The sequence below is a fragment of the Micromonospora sp. LZ34 genome (genome assembly GCF_052981855.1).
Genome location: NZ_JBRIQN010000037.1, coordinates 1 through 18,230, shown reverse-complemented (window position 1 = coordinate 18,230; position 18,230 = coordinate 1). Strand labels below are relative to the sequence as shown.

Genomic DNA, 18,230 nt, shown 5'->3' with positions numbered 1-18,230 from the left:
CGGGGAGACCGACGGCTCGTTGGTCTGATTGGCCCGATTGATACGGAAGTGACACCGGCCGGCCGGCACTGGCGTGCCGCCGTGGCGGGTGTCTCAACTCACGGCAACCCGGTGGCGGCGCAGCCGCGCTCCACCGCGACCGGCAGGGTGTGAGGAATGAACTCGTACGGCGATCCCAGTTCTTCGCGTGGGCGGGCCCAGATCCCGGGCCAGAACGGCGACCCGGGACGGGCGGACGACGCGTACGGCCGCTCCGGTGGTGAGCCGCGCGGGAACGGTTGGTCAGCTGCGGAGGGTGCGGCCCCGGCGGGCCGGGCCTCGGTGGGGCCGCGGGGCGCGGTCGGTGGCCGGGCCTCGGTCGGCGGTTCGGCGGCGGTGCCTCAGCGCGGCGGCTCGACGTCCGGTTCGGCCTCGGCCGGCTCGGCGTCCGCCGGGCGCGCCGGCCGGGCCTCGGTCCCGGTCTCCCCGGCCCCCGGCGTGGGCCGGGCGGGCGCGGGTCGCGCGTCGGTCCCGGTCTCCCCGGCGCCGGGCGGTCCCGCCGGCCGAGCCACGGTCGGCGCCGCCGCGGTGGGCGCCGCTTCGGCCGGACGGGCCTCGGTGGGCGCGGCCCCGGTCGGCGGGCGGGCGTCGGTGGCGCGGGCCAGCGTGTCGCCGGTCTCCGGCGGGCCGGGCGGTCCCGGTGGGCCGGGCGGTCCCGGTCGGGGTGCGCGGGGCGCGGGTGACCCGGCCGCGGCGGCCCGGGCGCGCAAGCGCAAGCGGATGAACATGCTGATCGCCGGTTTCGCGGTCTTCATCATGCTGGCCGGCCTCGGCGTCGTCGGCTTCACCTACTACTCCACCAACGTGGTGCTGCCCGAGGACACCGACCCGCCGCAGGCGACCACCATCTACGCCTACGACAACAAGACGATCATCGCGAAGTTGGGCGAGGAGAACCGCACCCTGGTCACCATCGACCAGATTCCGCAGCACGTGCAGGACGCGGTGGCGGCGGCCGAGGACCGGAACTTCTACAAGCACTCGGGTGTCGACTACAAGGGCATCGCCCGGGCGGCGTGGAACAACTTCACCGGCGGCGACAAGCAGGGTGCCTCGACGATCACCCAGCAGTACGCCCGCAACGCCTACGACAACCTGAACGACGACACGTACGCCCGGAAGGTCAAGGAGGCGATCCTCGCCTCCAAGCTGAACGACAAGTACACCAAGCCGCAGATCATGCAGCACTACCTGAACGTGATCTACTTCGGCCGGGGCGCGTACGGTATCGAGGCGGCGGCGCAGACCTACTTCGGCAAGCCCGCCAAGAGCCTGAACGTCGCCGAGGGCGCGGTGCTGGCCGCGCTGATCAAGCAACCGCAGGCCACCGAGACCCACAAGGGCTACGACCCGGCGGTGAACCTCACCGACGCGCAGGCCCGCTGGCAGTACGTCATCGACGGCATGGTCGCCGAGGGCTGGCTGAACGCCCCCGGGCGGCCGCAGCGGCCGGCCGAGTACCCGAAGAACATCAGGAAGCCCAACAAGGGCGGTGTCGGGGTCGACTTCGGCGTCAACACGCCGCAGGGCAACGTGATCAACTATGTCCGGGAGGAGATGCGGGCGAAGGGCCTCTGTGTCGAGAACGAGGCCGACGTCACCGACGCCAAGCCGCTCTGCTCGCAGGCGCTGATGGCCGGCGGCTACCGGATCCGCACCACCATCGACATGAAGATCCAGCAGGCGGCGATCGAGACGGCCCAGCGCAAGGCCAAGGAATCGGCGCTCAACGGGCAGCCGGCGAACCTGATGGCCGCGGTGGTGGCGATCGACCCGAAGACCGGGCGGGTGCTCGCCTACTACGGCGGCGACAACGGCACCGGCACCGACTACGCCGGCAAGAACACCGACTCCAACGGCAACGTCACCGGCGGCCACTCCCCGGGCTCGAGCTTCAAGATCTACACGCTGGCGGCGGCGCTCAAGGAGGGCAAGGCGCTCGAGTCGCGCTGGAAGGGCCGCGCCTTCACCCCGAAAGATACCAAGTTCAAGGTCAGCAACGCCGGCGTCGACAACCCCTCCTGCGGCAACTCCTGCACGCTGAAGGTCTCCACCCTCAAGTCGCTGAACGTGCCGTTCTACCACGTGACGGAGGACATCGGGCCGGACAAGGTCCTCCAGATGGCCAAGGACGCCGGTGTCACCATGATGTGGGACACCAAGAATTCGAAGGCGTACGACCTCACCAACACCGACCCGAAGAAGCTCGCGCCGAGCCCGTTCTTCCACGTCATCGGCTACGGCCAGTACCCGATCACGGTGCTGGACCACGCCAACGGCGTCGCCACCTTCGCCAACCAGGGCGTCTACCACAAGGCCCACTTCCTCTACAGCGTCGAGAAGCTGGACAAGAACACCGGCAAGTGGGTCAAGGTCCCCGGCGGCGGAGAGAAGCTGAAGGGCGAGCAGCGGGTCCCCAAGGACGTCGTGGCCGACGTGACCTCTGTGCTGGAGCAGTACCCGGCCCAGGTCAACCACCGGCTCGACGACAACCGCAAGGCGGCCTCCAAGACCGGCACCTGGGAGCAGAAGCCGGACAGCCCCGAGAACGGCGACGCCTGGATGATCGGTTACACGCCGCAGATCGCCACCGCGGTCTGGGTGGGCAACGTCAAGGACCGCAAGCCGCTCAAGATGAAGGACGGCACCCGGATCAGCGGCGGCAACCTGCCGGGCACCATCTGGGAACGGTTCATGGACGAGGCGCACAAGGTCAAGGACTGGGAGAAGCTCGACTTCCCGCCGGCGGCCAACGTCGGTGACCCGGAGTCCGGCAACGGCGAGGCCCCGCCGCCGACCACGCCGGAGAACCCGCCGGGCTGCCCCAACCCGCTGAACCCGTTCTGCCCGCGCGACGGCAACAACGGCGGCGGCAACGACGGCGGTGGCGACGACGACGGCACCCCGACCAACCCGTTCGACCCGCGGGGAGGTGGCAACGGCGGGAACGGAGGCGGTCTGTTGCCCAGCACCCCACCCCGCACCACAGAGCTGTACTGAGCCCACGAACGCCGCCCGGCGGCCGGACGACAGGTCCGGCCGCCGGCGGCGTTTCCCGTACCGGTCAGTCGTGAGAGGGGACCCGCGAGCCCCGCTCGTACGGCAGGATGCAGCTTCATGAGCACCAGTGGACGGGAGGCGGGCGGACCGGTGGGCCGGGCCTCGGTCGGCGGACGCGCCCCGGTCGGTGGCGCCGGCCGGGCGTCGGTCCCGGTTCAGCCCGCACCGGGCGGGCCGGCCGGGCGGGCCCGGGTCGGTCCGGCGGCGGCGGGTGGCCGGGCGGCGGTGCCGCGGGCCGGCGGGCCGGGCGGGCCGGCCGGGCCGGGTAGGCCGTCCGGGCCGGGTCGGGTTCGCAAGCGCCGGCGGCTGAACACGCTGATCGCCGGTTTCGCGGTCCTCATCATGCTCGCCGGCCTCGGCGTCGTCGGTTTCACCTACTACTCGACGAAGGTGGTGCTGCCCGCCGAGGTCCCGCTGCCGCTCTCCACCACCGTGTACGCCAAGGACGGCAGGAACGTCGTGGCGAAGCTCGGCAGCCAGAACCGCACCTTCGTCACCATCGACCAGATCCCGCAGCACGTGCGGGACGCGGTGGCGGCGGCCGAGGACCGGAACTTCTACAAGCACTCGGGTGTCGACTACAAGGGCATCGCCCGGGCGGCGTGGAACAACGTCACCGGCGGCGACAAGCAGGGTGCCTCGACGATCACCCAGCAGTACGCCCGCAACGCGTTCGACAACCTCCAGGACGACACGTACGCCCGGAAGGTCAAGGAGGCGATCCTGGCCTCCAAGCTGAACGAGAAGTACAGCAAAGACCAGATCATGCAGCACTACCTGAACGTGATCTACTTCGGCCGGGGCGCCTACGGCATCGAGGCCGCGGCGCAGACGTACTTCAACGTCCCGGCCCAGAAGTTGACGCCGGCCCAGGGCGCCGTGCTCGCCGCCGTCATCAAGCAGCCGGTGCCCAGCGAGACCCACAAGGGCTACGACCCGGCGGTGAACCCGACCGACGCGCAGGCCCGCTGGCAGTACGTCATCGACGGCATGGTCGCCGAGGGCTGGCTGGGCGCTCCCGGCCGTCCCGAACGGCCCACCGCCTACCCGAAGGTCCTGCCGCCGAAGAAGGACGGCAACGGGTTCGGCGTGCAGACCCCCCGCGGCAACGTCATCAACTACGTCCGGCAGGAGCTGGAGCAGTGGGGGATCTGCTCCGACTCCGGCGCCCCGGGAAAGCCGACCTGCGTCGACGAGCTGCGCGACGGCGGCTACAAGGTGAAGACCACCATCGACTGGGACATGCAGATGGCGCTGGAGAAGGCCGCCCAGCCGGACCGGAAGGGCTCGGTGCTCCACGGGCAGCCGAAGAACCTCATGGCGGCGACGGTCTCCATCCACCCGGGCACCGGCCGGGTCCTCGCCTACTACGGCGGCGACAGCGGGGCCGACTTCGACTACGCGGGCAAGAACACCAACGCCAACGGCGACATCGTCGGCGGTCATCCACCGGGCTCGTCGTTCAAGGTCTACACCCTGGCCGCCGCCATCGACGCCGACATCTCGGTCAAGTCGCACTGGGACGCCACGCCCTTCACCCCCGAGGGCTTCAAGGACAAGGTGCAGAACGCCGGTCGGGGCGCGGGCGTGTGCGGCAAGTGGTGCACCCTGGAGGAGTCGACGATCCGGTCGTACAACGTGCCCTTCTTCCACGTCACGGAGAAGATCGGCCCGGACAAGGTGGTCGACATGGCCAAGCGTGCCGGCGTCAGCACCATGTGGACCGTCGACCCGCCCAAGCCGTACGACCTCACCCAGTCGGAGGCGGAGGAACTCGCCCCGAGCAGGTTCGACCGGGTGGTCGGCTACGGCCAGTACCCGATCACGGTGCTCGACCACGCCAACGGCCTGGCCACCATGGCGAACGACGGGAAGTACAACAAGGCGCACTTCGTCCTGTCCGTGGAGAAGCAGGACAAGACCACCGGCAAGTGGGTGAAGGTTCCCGGCACCGGGGAGAAGCTGGACAAGGCCGGGGGCCGGCAGGTCATCCGACCCGAGGTCGCCCGCGAGGTGACCGCGGTCCTCAAGGAGATCCCCGAGAAGAACAACGCCAACCTGGACGGCGGGCGGGACTCGGCCGGCAAGACCGGCACCTGGGAGCACAACGGCACCCCCCGCAACGCCCACGCCTGGATGGTCGGGTACGACGAGAACGTCGCCACGGCGGTCTGGATCGGCAGCCGCAACCCGAAGAAGCCGACGATCGTCGACGACGACGGCAACGACATCGGCGGCAGCAGCTTCCCGGCCAAGCTGTGGAAGCGGTACATGGACGACGCGCTGAAGGGCAAGGAGCGGTCCGAGTTGCCGAGCGTCACCGGCATGGGCGACGAGACCGCCGGCAACGGCACCGAGCCGGCGCCGCCGCCCACCCAGCAGCCGCCGCCGGGCTGCCCGAATCCGCTGGACCCGCTCTGCCAGACCGGCGGTGGCCCCACCGGTGGCACGCCGACCACTCCGGCCACCCCGCCGCCGGCCGGCGCCGGCACGACCGGCGGCGGGTTGTTGCCCACCACCCCAACGCGTACCACGCTGCGGTACTGACCCCACGAACGCCGCCGGCGCCCGGCCGACCGCGCCGGCCGCCGGCGGCGTTTCGGGTACGACAACCCCGGGCGGGACGGGACGCGGGGCCGGCGCGTACGGCAGGATGCTCGTTCATGAGCACGCAGTCGACGCCCGGCATCGACGACGTCGGTGCCCCCGACCACCCGTCCCGCTCCGACGGGTTCGTCCGGGGGGTCTCCGGACTGATCGGCGGCCCGCTGGGTGACCACGCCGCCGCGCTGGACCGGCCGGCCGGCCGGGAGCGCCGGTTCTGGACGGCGGCCCGGATCGTGCTGGCCCTGACCTGCCTGGCCCTGGCCCTGCACTGGGTGCAGAAGTCGCCCTGCCAGGACGGCGCCTGGCAGAACAACGTGCAGTACACCCGGTTCTGCTACACCGACGTGCTGGCGCTCTACTACGCCGAGGGGCTCAACGAGGGCAAGGTTCCCTACCGGGACCACCCCGTCGAGTACCCGGTGCTGACCGGCTACTTCATGGGCGCGCTGGGCCTGCCGGTGCACGCGCTCGGCGACGGCGACCCCGGGCTCAACCAGGGCCAGTGGTTCTACAACCTGAACGCGCTGGTGCTCGGCGCGCTGGCGGTGGCCACCGTCGCGGTGATCCTCGCTCTGCGCCGCCGACGACCCTGGGACGCCGCGCTCTTCGCGCTGGCGCCGGCGCTGGTGCTCACCGCCACGGTGAACTGGGACCTGCTGGCCGTCGGGCTGGCCGCGTTCGGGCTGCTCGCCTGGGCCCGGAGCCGGCCCGCCCTGGCCGGCGCCCTGCTCGGCCTGGCCGGGGCGGCCAAGTTGTGGCCGCTGTTCATCCTCGGGCCGGTGCTGGTGCTCGCCCTGCGCGCCGGACGGCTGCGTGCCGCGCTCACCGCCATCGGCACCGCGGTGGTCGCCCTGGTGGTGGTCAACCTGCCGGCCGCCGTCCCCTATTGGGAGAACTGGGACCGGTTCTTCGAACTCAACAGCGAGCGGCCCATCGACTGGGGCACCCTCTGGTACATCGGCCGCTACCTAGACGGCAGGGTGGGCAGCCCGGACCCGGCCGACCTGGGCCCCTTCGAGTGGCTCAACGTCAACGTCCCCACCCTGAACGTGCTCTCGTACGCCCTCTTCGGGCTGGCCTGCCTCGGGGTGGCCGCGCTGGCGCTGGCGGCACCGCGCCGCCCCCGGCTCGCCCAGCTCGCGTTCCTGGTGGTCGCCGCATTCCTGATCTTCAGCAAGGTCTGGTCGCAGCAGTTCGTGCTCTGGCTGCTGCCGCTGGCCGTGCTGGCCCGCCCGAAGTGGGGCGCCTTCCTGGCCTGGCAGGTGGCCGAGGTCTGCTACTTCGCGGCCTTCTACGGCGAACTGCTCGGCGCCGCCACCGCCCGGCCGGTGTTCCCGGAGGGCGTCTTCGTGCTGGCCGCCACGCTGCGGCTGACCACGGTGGTGGTGCTCTGCGCGCTGATCGTCCGGGAGATCATGCGGCCGGAGCTGGACCCGGTCCGCGCCACCTACCGGGACGACCCGGACGGCGGGGTGCTCGACGGCGCGCCCGACGCCGGATGGCTCGCCCACTGGCGACACCGCCCGGTCGAACCCGGGCCCGAGCCGGTCACCCCGTAGACGCGCAAGTCCAACACGGCCCCGCGTTGCTCAGGGTTGCGGGGAGCCCGACCGGCGCAGGGATCAAGCCTGACCGCCCGGAGCCGGTTGGGCTCCCCGCAACCCCACCGCAACAGGGCAGGCTCAGAGACGGAAGATCACCACCTGGCCGATCTCCTCGCGGGTGATGTCGAGCCCGTCCACCGGCGCGTCGATGGTCATCTCCCACGGCGTGCCGGCCACCTGGTCGCGCATCAACAGCACGTTGCGGACCCCGAGGGTGCGCAGGTAGTCGACGCTGGTCTGGTCCGGGAAGGCGGCCGACACCCGGCGTACCTCGTCGAGTTGGCGCGGGGTGAAGCCGCTGCCGCCGTTGACCACGTCCTGGAACCGGCTGGTCGACCAGAGCATCACCGGCTGGTCGAGGCTCTGGTTGCTCGGCAGCACCAGCAGCGGCCCGTCCACCGTCCGCATCGCGGCGGGCTGCGGAGGCACCACCGGGTGCGGGGTGGTGTTCAGCCCTTCGACGAGCACCAGCAGCAGCGGCACCAGGGTGGCCAGCCGCAGCCCCGGGCTCGGCCAGGACGGGATCCGCTCGGCGGAGATCTCGCGTACCCGGGCGGCGAACGCGCTCACCGCACCCGCGGCGAGCAGCCCGAGCAGCAGCGTCGTCCACAGCATCAGCCGGCCGGGCGTCCGCAGGCCGTTCCAGCCGGGCAGGTGCTCGAAGAGCGGCACGTAGGTGAAGGTGCCGTCGAAGAACCGGGTGCCCATGGCGAGCACCATGGTCGCCACCACCCCGGCGAGCAGCAGCAGCCGGTGGCGCAGCTTCCAGACCGAGAAGAAGACCCCGCCGATGGCGAGCGCGTAGAGCACGTAGCCGGGGAGCAGGGTCATCTCCGGGTGCCACGGGAGCGTCGCGCGGGCGCCCTCGTGCAGGCTGCCCCAGACCCGGGACTCGGCGGGCGCGGTGAGGAAGCCGCTGGCCGGCGGCGAGAAGATGCCGATGTCGCCGATGGTGCGTTCCGCCTGCGGGTGCAGCTGCGCCACCTTGAAGTAGGGGATCGCCATCAGCAGGCCGACCCCGGCGAATAGCAGCCCGCCGACCAGGTCCGCGACGAGCAGCCGGCGCCCGAACGGGCGCTTCACCGGCCGGACCACCCAGCGGCGCAGGAACCAGGTCACGGCCGCGACCAGGACGGCCCCGCCGAGGAAGTACGCGAACGGCAGCCCGATGCCGAAACCGAGGCTGAGCTGCCAGGCCGCCACCAACCAGCCGGTGTAGACCCAGCCGTCGTGGCGGCGCTCGGGGCGGTAGCCGTGGCGGAGCGAATATCCGTGCCCGCGGGCGAGCATGGCCAGCGCCAGCGGGATGCCGCCGTTGGAGACCACGTGCAGGTGGCCGGCCTGGGCCAGCAGCCACGGCGCGTAGGTGTAGCTCACCCCGGCCACCGCCGCGCCGATCCGCCCCGCGCCGAGCTGCCGGGCCAGGGCGTACGCCCCGAGCGTGGCGAGCGCGTGCGCCAGCACGAACATGATGTTGTAGCGCAGCACGGCGGCCTCGGGGCCGGTGCCGATCATCCCCGCCGGCGCGTAGCCGAGCAGGGTGTCGGAGAAGGCGAAGCTCCACGACTCGGGGAAGAAGGTGTTGGCGTGCCACAGCTGCGCCGGGTTGGTCAGCAGGATGTGCCCCGACCACGCCAGCTGCCAGGCCTGCAGGCTCGGATCCCAGTAGTCCTGAGGCAGCGTGTGGCGCGGGTAGCGCAGGGTGGGCCAGGTCAGCAGCACCGCCAGCACCAGTGACCCGACGGTGGCCAGGGTCCACTCGTGGATGAGGCCCCGGCCGATCGCCCGCCCGATCCGCCGGATCCGGGTCGGCACCGGCTCCGGGGCCGGTGCGAAGGCGGCCCAGGGGTCCGCCTCGGCGTCCTTCTCCCCGCCCGCCTTCCCGGCCTCCCCCTTGCGGTCCGTGGCCTTGTCCAGCTCGGCCTTGCCGTCCGTTGTCTTGCCGGGCGCGTTCTTGGTCTCCGCGGTCTTGCCGGGCTCGCTCTTGCCGTCCGTGGCCTTGCCGGGTTCGTTCTTGCTCTCCGCGGTCTTGCCGGGTTCGTCCTTGCTGTCCGTGGCCTTGTCGGGTTCGTTCTTGGTCTCCGCGGTCTCGCCCGGCTCGCTCTCGCTGTCTGTGGCCTTGCCGGGCTCGCTCTTGCCGTCCGTGGTCTGGGCGGGCTTGCCGCTGCCGTCCGTGGTCCGGCCGGCGGCGCCGCTGTCCGGTCCGACCCCGTCGACCGCGGTTTTCCCCGCCGCCTTCCGGTGGGCGTCGTCCCCGTCGGTCGGATTCCCGGCCGCCGCACCGCCGGCCCGGTCGCTCGGCTCGCGGCCGGGGCCGACCTTCCCGGGGTCGACGCTGGAAGGGCCCTGGCCCGACCCGGCCCGCTCCGCCGCGTCCGCGCCGCCGTCGGGCTCGACACCGCCCGGTCCGGGCTGGCCGGATCCGGTGGGCGCGGTCCGGTCCTTCGCCGGGCCGGCGGGGCGGTCGGTGTCGGTCGCGTCCGGGCGGGTCGGCTGCCGTCCGCCGGCGGACTGGTCCGTCGTCATGCCGCCGGGCTCTCCGTTCCGAGCTGCTCCCGCAGGAAGGCGATGTCGGCGGCCTGGCCGGCGACGCCACCGGGGGTCTCCACGATCACCGGTGCGCCGGCCGCGCGGATCACCGCGACCACCAGCTCCGGGTCGATCGTGCCGCCGTCGAGATTGTCGTGCCGGTCCTGGCCGGAGCCGAACGCGCCCTTGGAGTTGTTGGCGTGCACCAGGTCGATCCGGCCGGTGATCGCCTTGACCCGGTCGACCAGCCCGAGCAGCTCCTCGCCGCCGGCGTGGGCGTGGCAGGTGTCCAGGCAGAACCCCACGCCGTAGTCGCCGACGGCGTCCCAGAGCCGGGCGAGCGCGTCCAGGCGGCGGGCGCAGGCGTTGTCGCCGCCGGCCGTGTTCTCGATCAGGACCGGCACGCCGAAGCCCCCCGACTCGGCCGCGTACGCGAAGGTCTTGCGCCAGTTGTCGAACCCGACCGCGATGTCGTCGCCGGCGTTGACGTGGCCGCCGTGCACGATGAGCCCCTTCGCACCGATCGCCGCGGCTGCCTGCGCGTGCCCGAGCAGGAGCTTGCGGCTGGGGATCCGGATCCGGTTGTTCAGGGTGGCGACGTTGATGACGTACGGCGCGTGCACGTAGAGGTCGACGTCGGCGCCGCGCAGCCGTTCCGCGTCTTCCCGGGGCTTGGGGGCCTTCCACCCCTGCGGGTCGGCGAGGAAGAACTGCACCGCCTCGGCCGCTCGGGCGGTCGCCTCCGCCAGCGGGTCGGCCGGATCGACGTGGGCTCCGATACGCATGCAGGGGAGCCTACGTCGCGTCCCTGACAGCCGGGGTGACGCCCGCCGTCGATTCGGGCCGTCCGCGTCACCGGACGGGTCGGCGCTCGTTGAGGCGAGTGGGATCGACGGTCGGCTCTCCGGCAGGTCGCGGCACATCCGCACCGCCCGCCATCTCGGCCGTAGCCAGAGCGGGGGCACCCCCCGTCGCGCGGCCCGGCGCGACGGGGGCCCGCCCCACCGGCGCCGCCGAAGCCCTTCAAAAAGAATTGTCGGAGATTCAGCCATTTACCCCGACTAGCACCGAGTTCCGGCGTATCGTCGGGTAACAACACGATAAAGCTCCGCGGGGCGTCTCCGGTCCAACCTCATCGGTGTGGTCGTTCCTCCCCAGGTCCCACCCAAGGAATGCGGACGGGACGCCCCGCGGCCTCGGTGACGGGGGCCCGCCACGACAGTGATGTCGCAGCGGGCCCCCGTCACCGCGTCCGGGCCGGCCGTCGCGACCTGCCCGGGCATGATCGTCCGGACCGGGTATCCTGGTCCGGTTGTCCGCGTCCGGGTGGGTTCCCCCAACCTCGGAGCGGGCCACGACGCACGACCTCCTGCCACGGAAGGACCGTGGCCGCTTAGCCCACAGGAGGTGAGCACGTCTTGCGTCATTACGAGATCATGGTGATCCTCGACTCCAGCCTCGAGGAGCGCACCGTCGCCCCGTCGCTCGACACGTACCTGAACGTGATCCGGACCGCGGGTGGCTCGGTGGAGAAGACCGACGTGTGGGGCCGCCGGCGCCTCGCGTACGAGATCAACAAGAAGGCCGAGGGCATCTACGCCGTCATCGACCTGCAGGCGACGCCTGCGGCGGTGGCCGAGCTGGACCGTCAGCTGCGACTCAACGAGTCGGTGCTGCGCACCAAGGTCATCCGGCCGGAGATGCGCTGAGCATTCCCCGGTAACGCCCGGATCAGCCTCATCGGCCTGTCGGAGGGTTCTGAGAACCTGTACGGCAGAACGGATGAGTGCGCGAGGAGATGGTCATGGCAGGAGACACCACCATCACGGTCATCGGCAACCTGACCGATGACCCCGAGTTGCGGTTCACCCCCTCCGGTGCCGCGGTCGCCAAGTTCCGGGTCGCCTCGACGCCCCGGTTCATGGACAAGGCGTCCGGTGAGTGGAAGGACGGCGAGCCGTTGTTCCTCTCGTGCACGGTCTGGCGGCAGGCCGCCGAGCACGTCGCGGAGTCGCTTCAGCGCGGCGCCCGCGTGATCGTGTCCGGCCGGCTGCGTCAGCGGTCCTACGAGACCCGCGAGGGTGAGAAGCGCACCGTCATCGAGCTCGAGGTCGACGAGATCGGCCCGTCGCTGCGCTACGCCACGGCCAAGGTGCAGAAGATGTCCCGCTCCGGCGGCGGTGGCGGCGGCTTCGGTGGCGGTGGTGGCCAGGGCGGCGGAGGCAACTTCGACGACCCCTGGGCCTCGGCTGCCCCCGCCCCCTCCCGCGCCGGTTCGGGCGGCGGAAACTTCGACGAGGAGCCCCCGTTCTAATGGCGCCGAGCGCCCGCGATCGCAAACCAGGAGCAAGAGCAATGGCCAAGGCTGCGGCACTGCGCAAGCCGAAGAAGAAGGTGAACCCGCTCGACAAGGACGGGATCACCTACATCGATTACAAGGACACCGCGCTGCTGCGCAAGTTCATCTCCGACCGCGGCAAGATCCGCGCTCGGCGGGTGACCGGCGTCACCTCGCAGCAGCAGCGGCAGATCGCCCGTGCGGTCAAGAACGCCCGTGAGATGGCGCTCCTGCCGTACACCGCGACGGCCCGCTGAGAGGAGGCACCGACATGAAGATCATCCTTACTCAGGAGGTGTCCGGCCTCGGTGCCCCGGGCGACATCGTGGAGGTCAAGGACGGCTACGGCCGTAACTACCTGCTGCCGCAGGGCTTCGCGATCGCCTGGACCAAGGGTGCGGAGAAGCAGGTGACGCTCATCAGGCGCGCCCGTTCCGCCCGGGAGATCCGCGACCTCGGTCACGCCAACGAGGTCAAGGGCCAGCTCGAGGGCCTCAAGGTCAGCCTGAAGGCCCGTGCCGGCGACGGTGGCCGCCTCTTCGGCTCGGTCACCCCGGCCGAGATCGTCGACGCCGTCAAGGCGGCCGGCGGTCCGGTCCTCGACCGGCGTCGGCTGGAGCTGCCCGGTCACATCAAGTCGACCGGTTCCTACCCGGTGCGGATCAAGCTGCACCCCGAGGTGACCGCCAAGTTCGACCTCAACGTCGTCCAGGGCTGACACCCACCAGCAACACAGCAGGGCCCGCACCGGTTCGACCGGTGCGGGCCCGCTTCGTCATCGGGGGAACGTCAGCCGATCGGCTGGCCGGTTATCGCGCTGATCATCACCGTGGAGAGGCCGCCGCCCACCACCGCCGCGGCGAGCGCCACTGTGGTCGACCGCCAGGTGGTCCCCACCCGGCGCAGCAGCAGCGCGACCACCAGGCTGCTGGCCAACGCCAGCCCGAAGCGCGGCATGCCCTCCAGCATCGAACCGAGCGCGCGCGAACGCGGCGAGTCGCAGCCGCCACCGCTGATGTCGGTGACACAACCGGCCGGCGCCTGACCGTCGAGGGTCAGCAGCCAGACGAACACCATCACCGCCGGCAGCAGGTAGCAGGCCGCGGTGTAGAGCAGCGACCGCAGCGATCCGCCCTGATCCGGGTCGAGCAGGTCGTCCTCGAGCCGCCGGGCCCAGGTCCCCCCGCCGACCGGGTCGACCCGCCGCCGTACGGCCGCTCCGCCCGGCGGAGTGCCGACCGGATCGACGCGCCGGCGCGGCGCGGAGCGCGGGCGCGGCGCGGTGTAAGCGACCACCGGTGAGCGCGGCGCCGACACCGGCGGATCCACCCAGCGGGGGTCGTCGCCGGCGAGCCGGGTGCCGGACCAGAAGGCCTCCTCCGGACCGTCCTGCCCCGGCCACGACCACGCGCCCGCGGCGCCGCCGGAGCGCGGTGGCTCCGTCCGGTCCCAGCCGCCGTCGGTGTACCGGTCCCACTGGCCGGTGCTGTCGGGCTGGTGCCACTGGCCGGTGCTGTCCGGCTCCTCCCACCGGCCAGTGCTCTCGTCCCACCGGCCGCCGCCGGAGGTGCGGTCCCAACGGTCCGGGCCGGGGGCCGGCTGCCAGGCGTGCATCCCCGAGGCGTCCCACGGATCCACCGCCGGGCGGTACGCCGCCTCGTCCGGTGCCGCGTCCCGCTCCCACGGGTCGACGGCCGGCCGGGCCCAGGACTCCGCCGACGCTCCCCGGCCGCGCCGGGTCGGCCGCTCGACCTCGGGCTCGGCGGCCCCGGTCTCCTCCGCACCGCCGGACCAGATCACCTGTGGACGACGGGACGGCGTGCGGCGGGGACGGCTCTGCGGCGCGGCGCCGGAGATCGCCTCGTCCTCGGCACGCCGGCTACCCACGTAGCCCTGCTCCTGCGGGCGGTCGAAGGTCCACTCGCGGGTGTGGTCCGACTCGGGCGCGGCGGCGATCGCCGGCACCTCGCGCCAGCTGGTCTCGGCGACGCGGCGCCAGCCGCTCGTGCTCTCCGTCGCCCGCCAGTCATCCGTGGATCCGGTGGACCGCCAGTCGCTGGTGGCGTCGCCCGCCCGCCAGTCGTCCGCGGTCGCCCGCCAGTCGCCGGTGGCATCGGTCGTCCGCCAGCCGCCGCCGGAGGAGGGTGGGTCGAGGTCGTCGTCGTCCGGGGCGGCGTGCCGGCCACCGCCGTCGGGGCTGCGCACGCCGGACTCCAGCGCCCAGCGCGGCAGGTAGGTGTCGACCGGCTCCTGCTGACCGCGTTCGATGGCCCGACGGCGGCTCGGCGTCCGGTAGCCCTCGGCGGCGGACGAGTAGGGATCCACCGGGAGCGGATCGGCGGGATCGTCCCAGCGGGCGGCAGACCGTCGCTCGCGCGGACCATCCTCTCCGCGTCCCCAGTCCCGGTAACTCACGGCCGGAGCGTGACCCTTCTCAACCGATAGCGCAATCCGCTGTCCAGGTGTAGCCGTTCGCTGGAGATAGTACGGGACGATCGACCCCACGGTCCGACCGAAAACTTCTCCTCCACAGGGTGGGGATCGCGTTTTAGCAGTTCAGAGCGGTGTGGCCGAGAATTCCCCAACCGTTGTCCACAGGCTGTGCACACGCTGCGCACATGCTCGTCCACCGGCGTCCACAGGTTGTCCCGAGGCTCGTCCACCGGCGCGGTTGAGTGCCTGACCTCCGCTTCCGTATGGTTACCCCCCGACCGACCGCCAGATGACCCCCGATCGACCCGGCCGGTCGGAGATTGTCGTACCCCGGCGGTAGAGCTGGATGAGGATCCGACGCAGTGGAGGGGGGCCCGGTGTCGGTCACCGATGACATGCGGTCGGAGTCGCGCTCCGGAGGGCCGCCGCCGGTCCCGGCGCAGCCCGACGGGCAGTACGACCGCACGCCGCCGCAGGACGTCGCCGCCGAGCAGTGCGTGCTGGGCGGCATGCTGCTCTCCAAGGACGCCATCGCCGACGTCGTCGAGATCCTCAAGAGCCACGACTTCTACCGGCCGATCCACGCCACCATCTTCGACACCATCCTGGAGATCTACGGCCGGGGCGAGCCGGCCGACTCGATCACCGTGGCGGCGGCGCTGGCCGACTCGGGCGACCTGGTCCGGGTGGGCGGCGCTCCCTACCTGCACACCCTGATCGCCAGCGTGCCGACGGCGGCGAACGCCGCGTACTACGCGCGGATCGTGAGCGAGCGGGCGGTGCTGCGGCGGCTGGTCGAGGCCGGCACCAAGATCGTGCAGCTCGGCTACGGCACCGCCAACGGCGGCAGCCGGGACGTCGACGACATCGTCGACCTCGCCCAGCAGGCCGTCTACGACGTCACCGAACGCCGGGTCAGCGAGGACTTCGCCGTTCTGGCCGACATGCTCCAGCCGACCCTGGACGAGATCGAGGCGGTGGGCGCCCAGGGCGGGGTGATGACCGGCGTGCCGACCGGCTTCACCGACCTGGACCGGCTGCTCAACGGCTTGCACCCGGGGCAACTCATCATCGTGGCCGGAAGGCCTGGCTTGGGCAAATCGACCGCAAGTATGGACTTTGCCCGAAATGCCGCTATCCGCGCCAACCAGGCGGCCGCCATCTTCTCCCTGGAAATGAGCAAGGTCGAGATCGTCATGCGACTGCTCTCGGCCGAGGCCCGGGTGCCGTTGCACGTGCTGCGCAGCGGACAGCTCTCCGACGACGACTGGACCAAGCTGGCCCGGTGCATGGGTGAGATCAGCGAGGCGCCGCTCTTCGTCGACGACACGCCGAGCATGAACCTGATGGAGATCCGGGCCAAGGCGCGTCGGCTCAAGCAGCGGCACGACCTGAAGATGATCGTGGTCGACTACCTCCAGCTGATGACCTCGCCGAAGCGGACGGAGAGCCGCCAGCAGGAGGTCGCCGACCTCTCCCGTGGCCTGAAGCTGCTGGCCAAGGAGGTCGAGTGCCCGGTCATCGCGGTGAGCCAGCTGAACCGTGGCCCGGAACAGCGCACCGACAAGCGCCCCCAGCTGTCCGATCTGCGCGAATCGGGATGCCTGACCGCTGAGACGCGGCTGATTCGGGCTGACGACAACTCAGAGATCACCCTCGGTGAGTTGCTCGCGTCCGGGGCGAGGGACATCCCCGTGTGGGCGCTCGACGAGAAACTTCGATACAAGCCGCGCACCATGACCCATGCCTTCCCCAGCGGCATCAGGGAGGTCTTCCGGATGACGCTGGCGTCCGGAAAGCAGATCGAGGCGACGGCCAATCACCCGTTCCTCACCTTCGGCGGATGGATGCCGCTCGCCGAACTGACGCCCGGGACTCGGCTCGCCACGCCGCGGCACGTGCCACCACCTCTCGCCGTCCGACCGTGGGCGGAGGCGGAGGTCGTACTGCTGGCGCACCTGCTCGGCGACGGCTCTTTCGTACGTCGGCAGCCGATCCGGTACGCCAGCCGGGACGAGGCGAACCTTGACGCGGTCTCGGAGGCGGCGAAGCACTTCGGCGTCTCCGCCGTGCGTGACGACTACGAAGCCGCGAGAGTCACGACCCTTCGCCTGCCCGCTCCCTACCGCTTAGCCCGTGGTCGGCGCAACCCGATCGCTGAGTGGTTGGACGGCTTGGGCCTGTTCGGGCTCAGGTCGCATGAGAAGTTCATTCCGCAGGGGGTCTTCAGCCTCCCGAAGGTGCAGGTAACCAGCTTTCTGCGGCACCTGTGGGCAACGGACGGGTCGGTGACCGTCAACAAGTCGGGCCGCGGTGGGCGGGTGTACTTCTCCTCGACGAGCCGCAGGATGCTCGAGGACATCTCCCGCCTCCTTCTCAGGTACGGCATCACCGCACGCCTGAAGGCTGTACCTGTAGCGCGTCACCGGGCGCAGTACACGCTCGACATCTCGGGGCGGGACGACCAGTTGCGTTTCCTACGCGAGGTCGGTGTGCACGGGGAGAGGTCCCGCAACTGCGTCGACCTGCTCGCTTCGCTGGAGGCGATGGAGAGCAACACCAACGTCGATACGGTGCCCCGCGAGGTGTGGACCAGAGTCCGGCAGATCCTCGCGGAGCAGAGCATGAGTCACCGCGAGTTCGCTGCTGCGATCGGTACCCAGTTCTGCGGCAGCACGCTGTGGAAGAACGCACCTAGTCGGTCCAGGCTCGCCAAGATCGCATCTGTCCTCGATGCCGCCGACCTTGACCTGCATGCCACGAACGACATCTTCTGGGACGAGATCGTGTCGATCGAGTCGCTCGGTGAGCGAGAGGTCTTCGACGCGACCGTGATGGGGACGCACAACTTCATCGCGAACGGCATCGCAACCCACAACTCGATCGAGCAGGATGCTGACGTGGTGATCCTGCTGCACCGGGACGACTACTACGACAAGGAGTCGCCGCGAGCCGGCGAGGCGGACTTCATCGTCGCGAAACACCGGAACGGGCCGACGGATACGGTCACCGTCGCGGCGCAGCTGCACCTCTCCCGGTTTGTCGACATGGCAATCGTCTGAGGGGTTCCCACCGCGCTCGACGCTGAGCAGCGCGGCGACATCGCAGCTCAGGCCGGTGCCTTGCGCGAGGTGGTGCACACCTTGCGCAGGGTGAAACCGTCGAGAGTCCTCCCCGCACAGTGGTTGCGTGGCAGGCACGGCCCTAATGGTGGTCGTGCGGGACGCGTGGCTGAGCGTTCGCGGCCGCGAGCCGGCCCCCGAGGGGCACCCGGTGTGCCGCTACCGCTACCTGCTGCGTCGGACAGCCCGCACGCCGAACACGATCGCCCCGACGACGAGCGCGACGCCCATGAGCTGGAGGCCCGGCGAGTCGTCGGCCTCCCCGTACACGACGCCGGCGACGCCGAGCGCGACGGCAAGGATGGCGACGACGGCGATGACGTACTTCATGGGATCTCCCTTCGGCGGCCGAACCCGCCGTCGATCGTGCCTATGAGCGGGTCGACATGGTCGAGATGGTCAGTGCGGGGCAGGTCGTCGTGGTGGTTCATTCGTCGACCCACTCGAGCAGGTCGCCGGGTTGGCAGTCGAGCACCCGGCACATGGCTTCCAGGGTGC

Annotated in this window: 12 protein-coding genes and 1 pseudogene; 8 read left to right on the top strand and 5 right to left on the bottom strand. The window is 71.2% G+C overall.

Annotation, left to right across the window (positions count from 1 at the left end):
• Window positions 1-156 precede the first annotated feature (156 nt).
• The 3 genes and pseudogenes from ACVCAH_RS28650 (at window position 157) to ACVCAH_RS28640 (ending at window position 7,265) form a co-directional block, all read left to right on the top strand.
• Entirely contained in the window at window positions 157-3,039 is a 2,883-nt protein-coding gene (locus ACVCAH_RS28650; RefSeq protein WP_447139336.1) for a transglycosylase domain-containing protein, read from the top strand.
• 8 nt (window positions 3,040-3,047) lie between these two features.
• A pseudogene (locus ACVCAH_RS28645) lies at window positions 3,048-5,646 on the top strand (transglycosylase domain-containing protein); the annotation flags it as partial.
• Window positions 5,647-5,762: 116 nt separating this feature from the next.
• Window positions 5,763-7,265 carry a glycosyltransferase family 87 protein gene (locus ACVCAH_RS28640; RefSeq protein WP_447139335.1) on the top strand — a complete coding sequence of 501 codons (1,503 nt, stop codon included), beginning with the start codon at window positions 5,763-5,765 and terminating at the stop codon, window positions 7,263-7,265.
• Between the two features lie 123 nt (window positions 7,266-7,388).
• On the opposite strand, the gene ACVCAH_RS28635 is transcribed toward ACVCAH_RS28640, so the two are convergent.
• Together ACVCAH_RS28635 and ACVCAH_RS28630 are read right to left on the bottom strand one after the other, a co-directional pair.
• Window positions 7,389-9,836, bottom strand: coding sequence for a hypothetical protein (locus ACVCAH_RS28635; RefSeq protein ID WP_447139334.1), 2,448 nt, complete (start codon window positions 9,834-9,836; stop codon window positions 7,389-7,391).
• Window positions 9,833-10,624 carry a deoxyribonuclease IV gene (locus ACVCAH_RS28630; protein ID WP_447139333.1) on the bottom strand — a complete coding sequence of 264 codons (792 nt, stop codon included), beginning with the start codon at window positions 10,622-10,624 and terminating at the stop codon, window positions 9,833-9,835. The genes ACVCAH_RS28635 and ACVCAH_RS28630 overlap by 4 nt, the downstream gene beginning before the upstream one ends.
• 633 nt (window positions 10,625-11,257) lie before the next feature.
• Between ACVCAH_RS28630 and rpsF the strand changes: the two genes are divergently transcribed.
• From rpsF to rplI, 4 genes are all read left to right on the top strand, one after another.
• A complete protein-coding gene (gene rpsF, locus ACVCAH_RS28625) occupies window positions 11,258-11,548 on the top strand; it encodes a 30S ribosomal protein S6 (protein ID WP_120683045.1) in 291 nt (96 codons plus the stop codon).
• A 77-nt stretch (window positions 11,549-11,625) separates the two neighbouring features.
• Window positions 11,626-12,153 carry a single-stranded DNA-binding protein gene (locus tag ACVCAH_RS28620; protein ID WP_447139332.1) on the top strand — a complete coding sequence of 176 codons (528 nt, stop codon included), beginning with the start codon at window positions 11,626-11,628 and terminating at the stop codon, window positions 12,151-12,153.
• Between the two features lie 41 nt (window positions 12,154-12,194).
• Window positions 12,195-12,434 carry a 30S ribosomal protein S18 gene (gene rpsR, locus ACVCAH_RS28615; protein ID WP_007073789.1) on the top strand — a complete coding sequence of 80 codons (240 nt, stop codon included), beginning with the start codon at window positions 12,195-12,197 and terminating at the stop codon, window positions 12,432-12,434.
• A gap of 14 nt (window positions 12,435-12,448) precedes the next feature.
• Window positions 12,449-12,895: a 50S ribosomal protein L9 gene (rplI, locus tag ACVCAH_RS28610; RefSeq protein WP_447139331.1), complete on the top strand. Its 447-nt coding sequence runs from the start codon at window positions 12,449-12,451 to the stop codon at window positions 12,893-12,895.
• 71 nt (window positions 12,896-12,966) lie between these two features.
• Here rplI and ACVCAH_RS28605 read toward each other — a convergent pair whose 3' ends face one another.
• Complete coding sequence (locus ACVCAH_RS28605; protein ID WP_447139330.1) at window positions 12,967-14,592, bottom strand: hypothetical protein; 1,626 nt, start codon at window positions 14,590-14,592, stop codon at window positions 12,967-12,969.
• Between the two features lie 380 nt (window positions 14,593-14,972).
• On the opposite strand from ACVCAH_RS28605, the gene ACVCAH_RS28600 reads away from it, so the two are divergent.
• On the top strand, window positions 14,973-17,672 hold the full coding sequence (locus ACVCAH_RS28600; protein WP_447139329.1) for a replicative DNA helicase: 2,700 nt from the start codon (window positions 14,973-14,975) through the stop codon (window positions 17,670-17,672).
• Between the two features lie 225 nt (window positions 17,673-17,897).
• Here the strand turns inward: ACVCAH_RS28600 and ACVCAH_RS28595 are convergent, their stop codons facing one another.
• Window positions 17,898-18,062, bottom strand: coding sequence for a hypothetical protein (locus ACVCAH_RS28595; RefSeq protein ID WP_447139328.1), 165 nt, complete (start codon window positions 18,060-18,062; stop codon window positions 17,898-17,900).
• Window positions 18,063-18,159: 97 nt separating this feature from the next.
• Entirely contained in the window at window positions 18,160-18,225 is a 66-nt protein-coding gene (locus ACVCAH_RS28590; RefSeq protein WP_447139377.1) for a helix-turn-helix domain-containing protein, read from the bottom strand.
• Window positions 18,226-18,230: the final 5 nt, after the last annotated feature.

Excerpts from the sequence above, each read along its gene's own strand:
- ACVCAH_RS28650 (WP_447139336.1), top strand. The coding sequence starts at position 157 with ATGAACTCGTACGGCGATCCCAGTTCTTCGCGTGGGCGGGCCCAGATC.
- ACVCAH_RS28640 (WP_447139335.1), top strand. The coding sequence starts at position 5,763 with ATGAGCACGCAGTCGACGCCCGGCATCGACGACGTCGGTGCCCCCGAC.
- ACVCAH_RS28635 (WP_447139334.1), bottom strand. The coding sequence starts at position 9,836 with ATGACGACGGACCAGTCCGCCGGCGGACGGCAGCCGACCCGCCCGGAC.
- ACVCAH_RS28630 (WP_447139333.1), bottom strand. The coding sequence starts at position 10,624 with ATGCGTATCGGAGCCCACGTCGATCCGGCCGACCCGCTGGCGGAGGCG.
- rpsR (WP_007073789.1), top strand. The coding sequence starts at position 12,195 with ATGGCCAAGGCTGCGGCACTGCGCAAGCCGAAGAAGAAGGTGAACCCG.
- rplI (WP_447139331.1), top strand. The coding sequence starts at position 12,449 with ATGAAGATCATCCTTACTCAGGAGGTGTCCGGCCTCGGTGCCCCGGGC.
- ACVCAH_RS28595 (WP_447139328.1), bottom strand. The coding sequence starts at position 18,062 with ATGAAGTACGTCATCGCCGTCGTCGCCATCCTTGCCGTCGCGCTCGGC.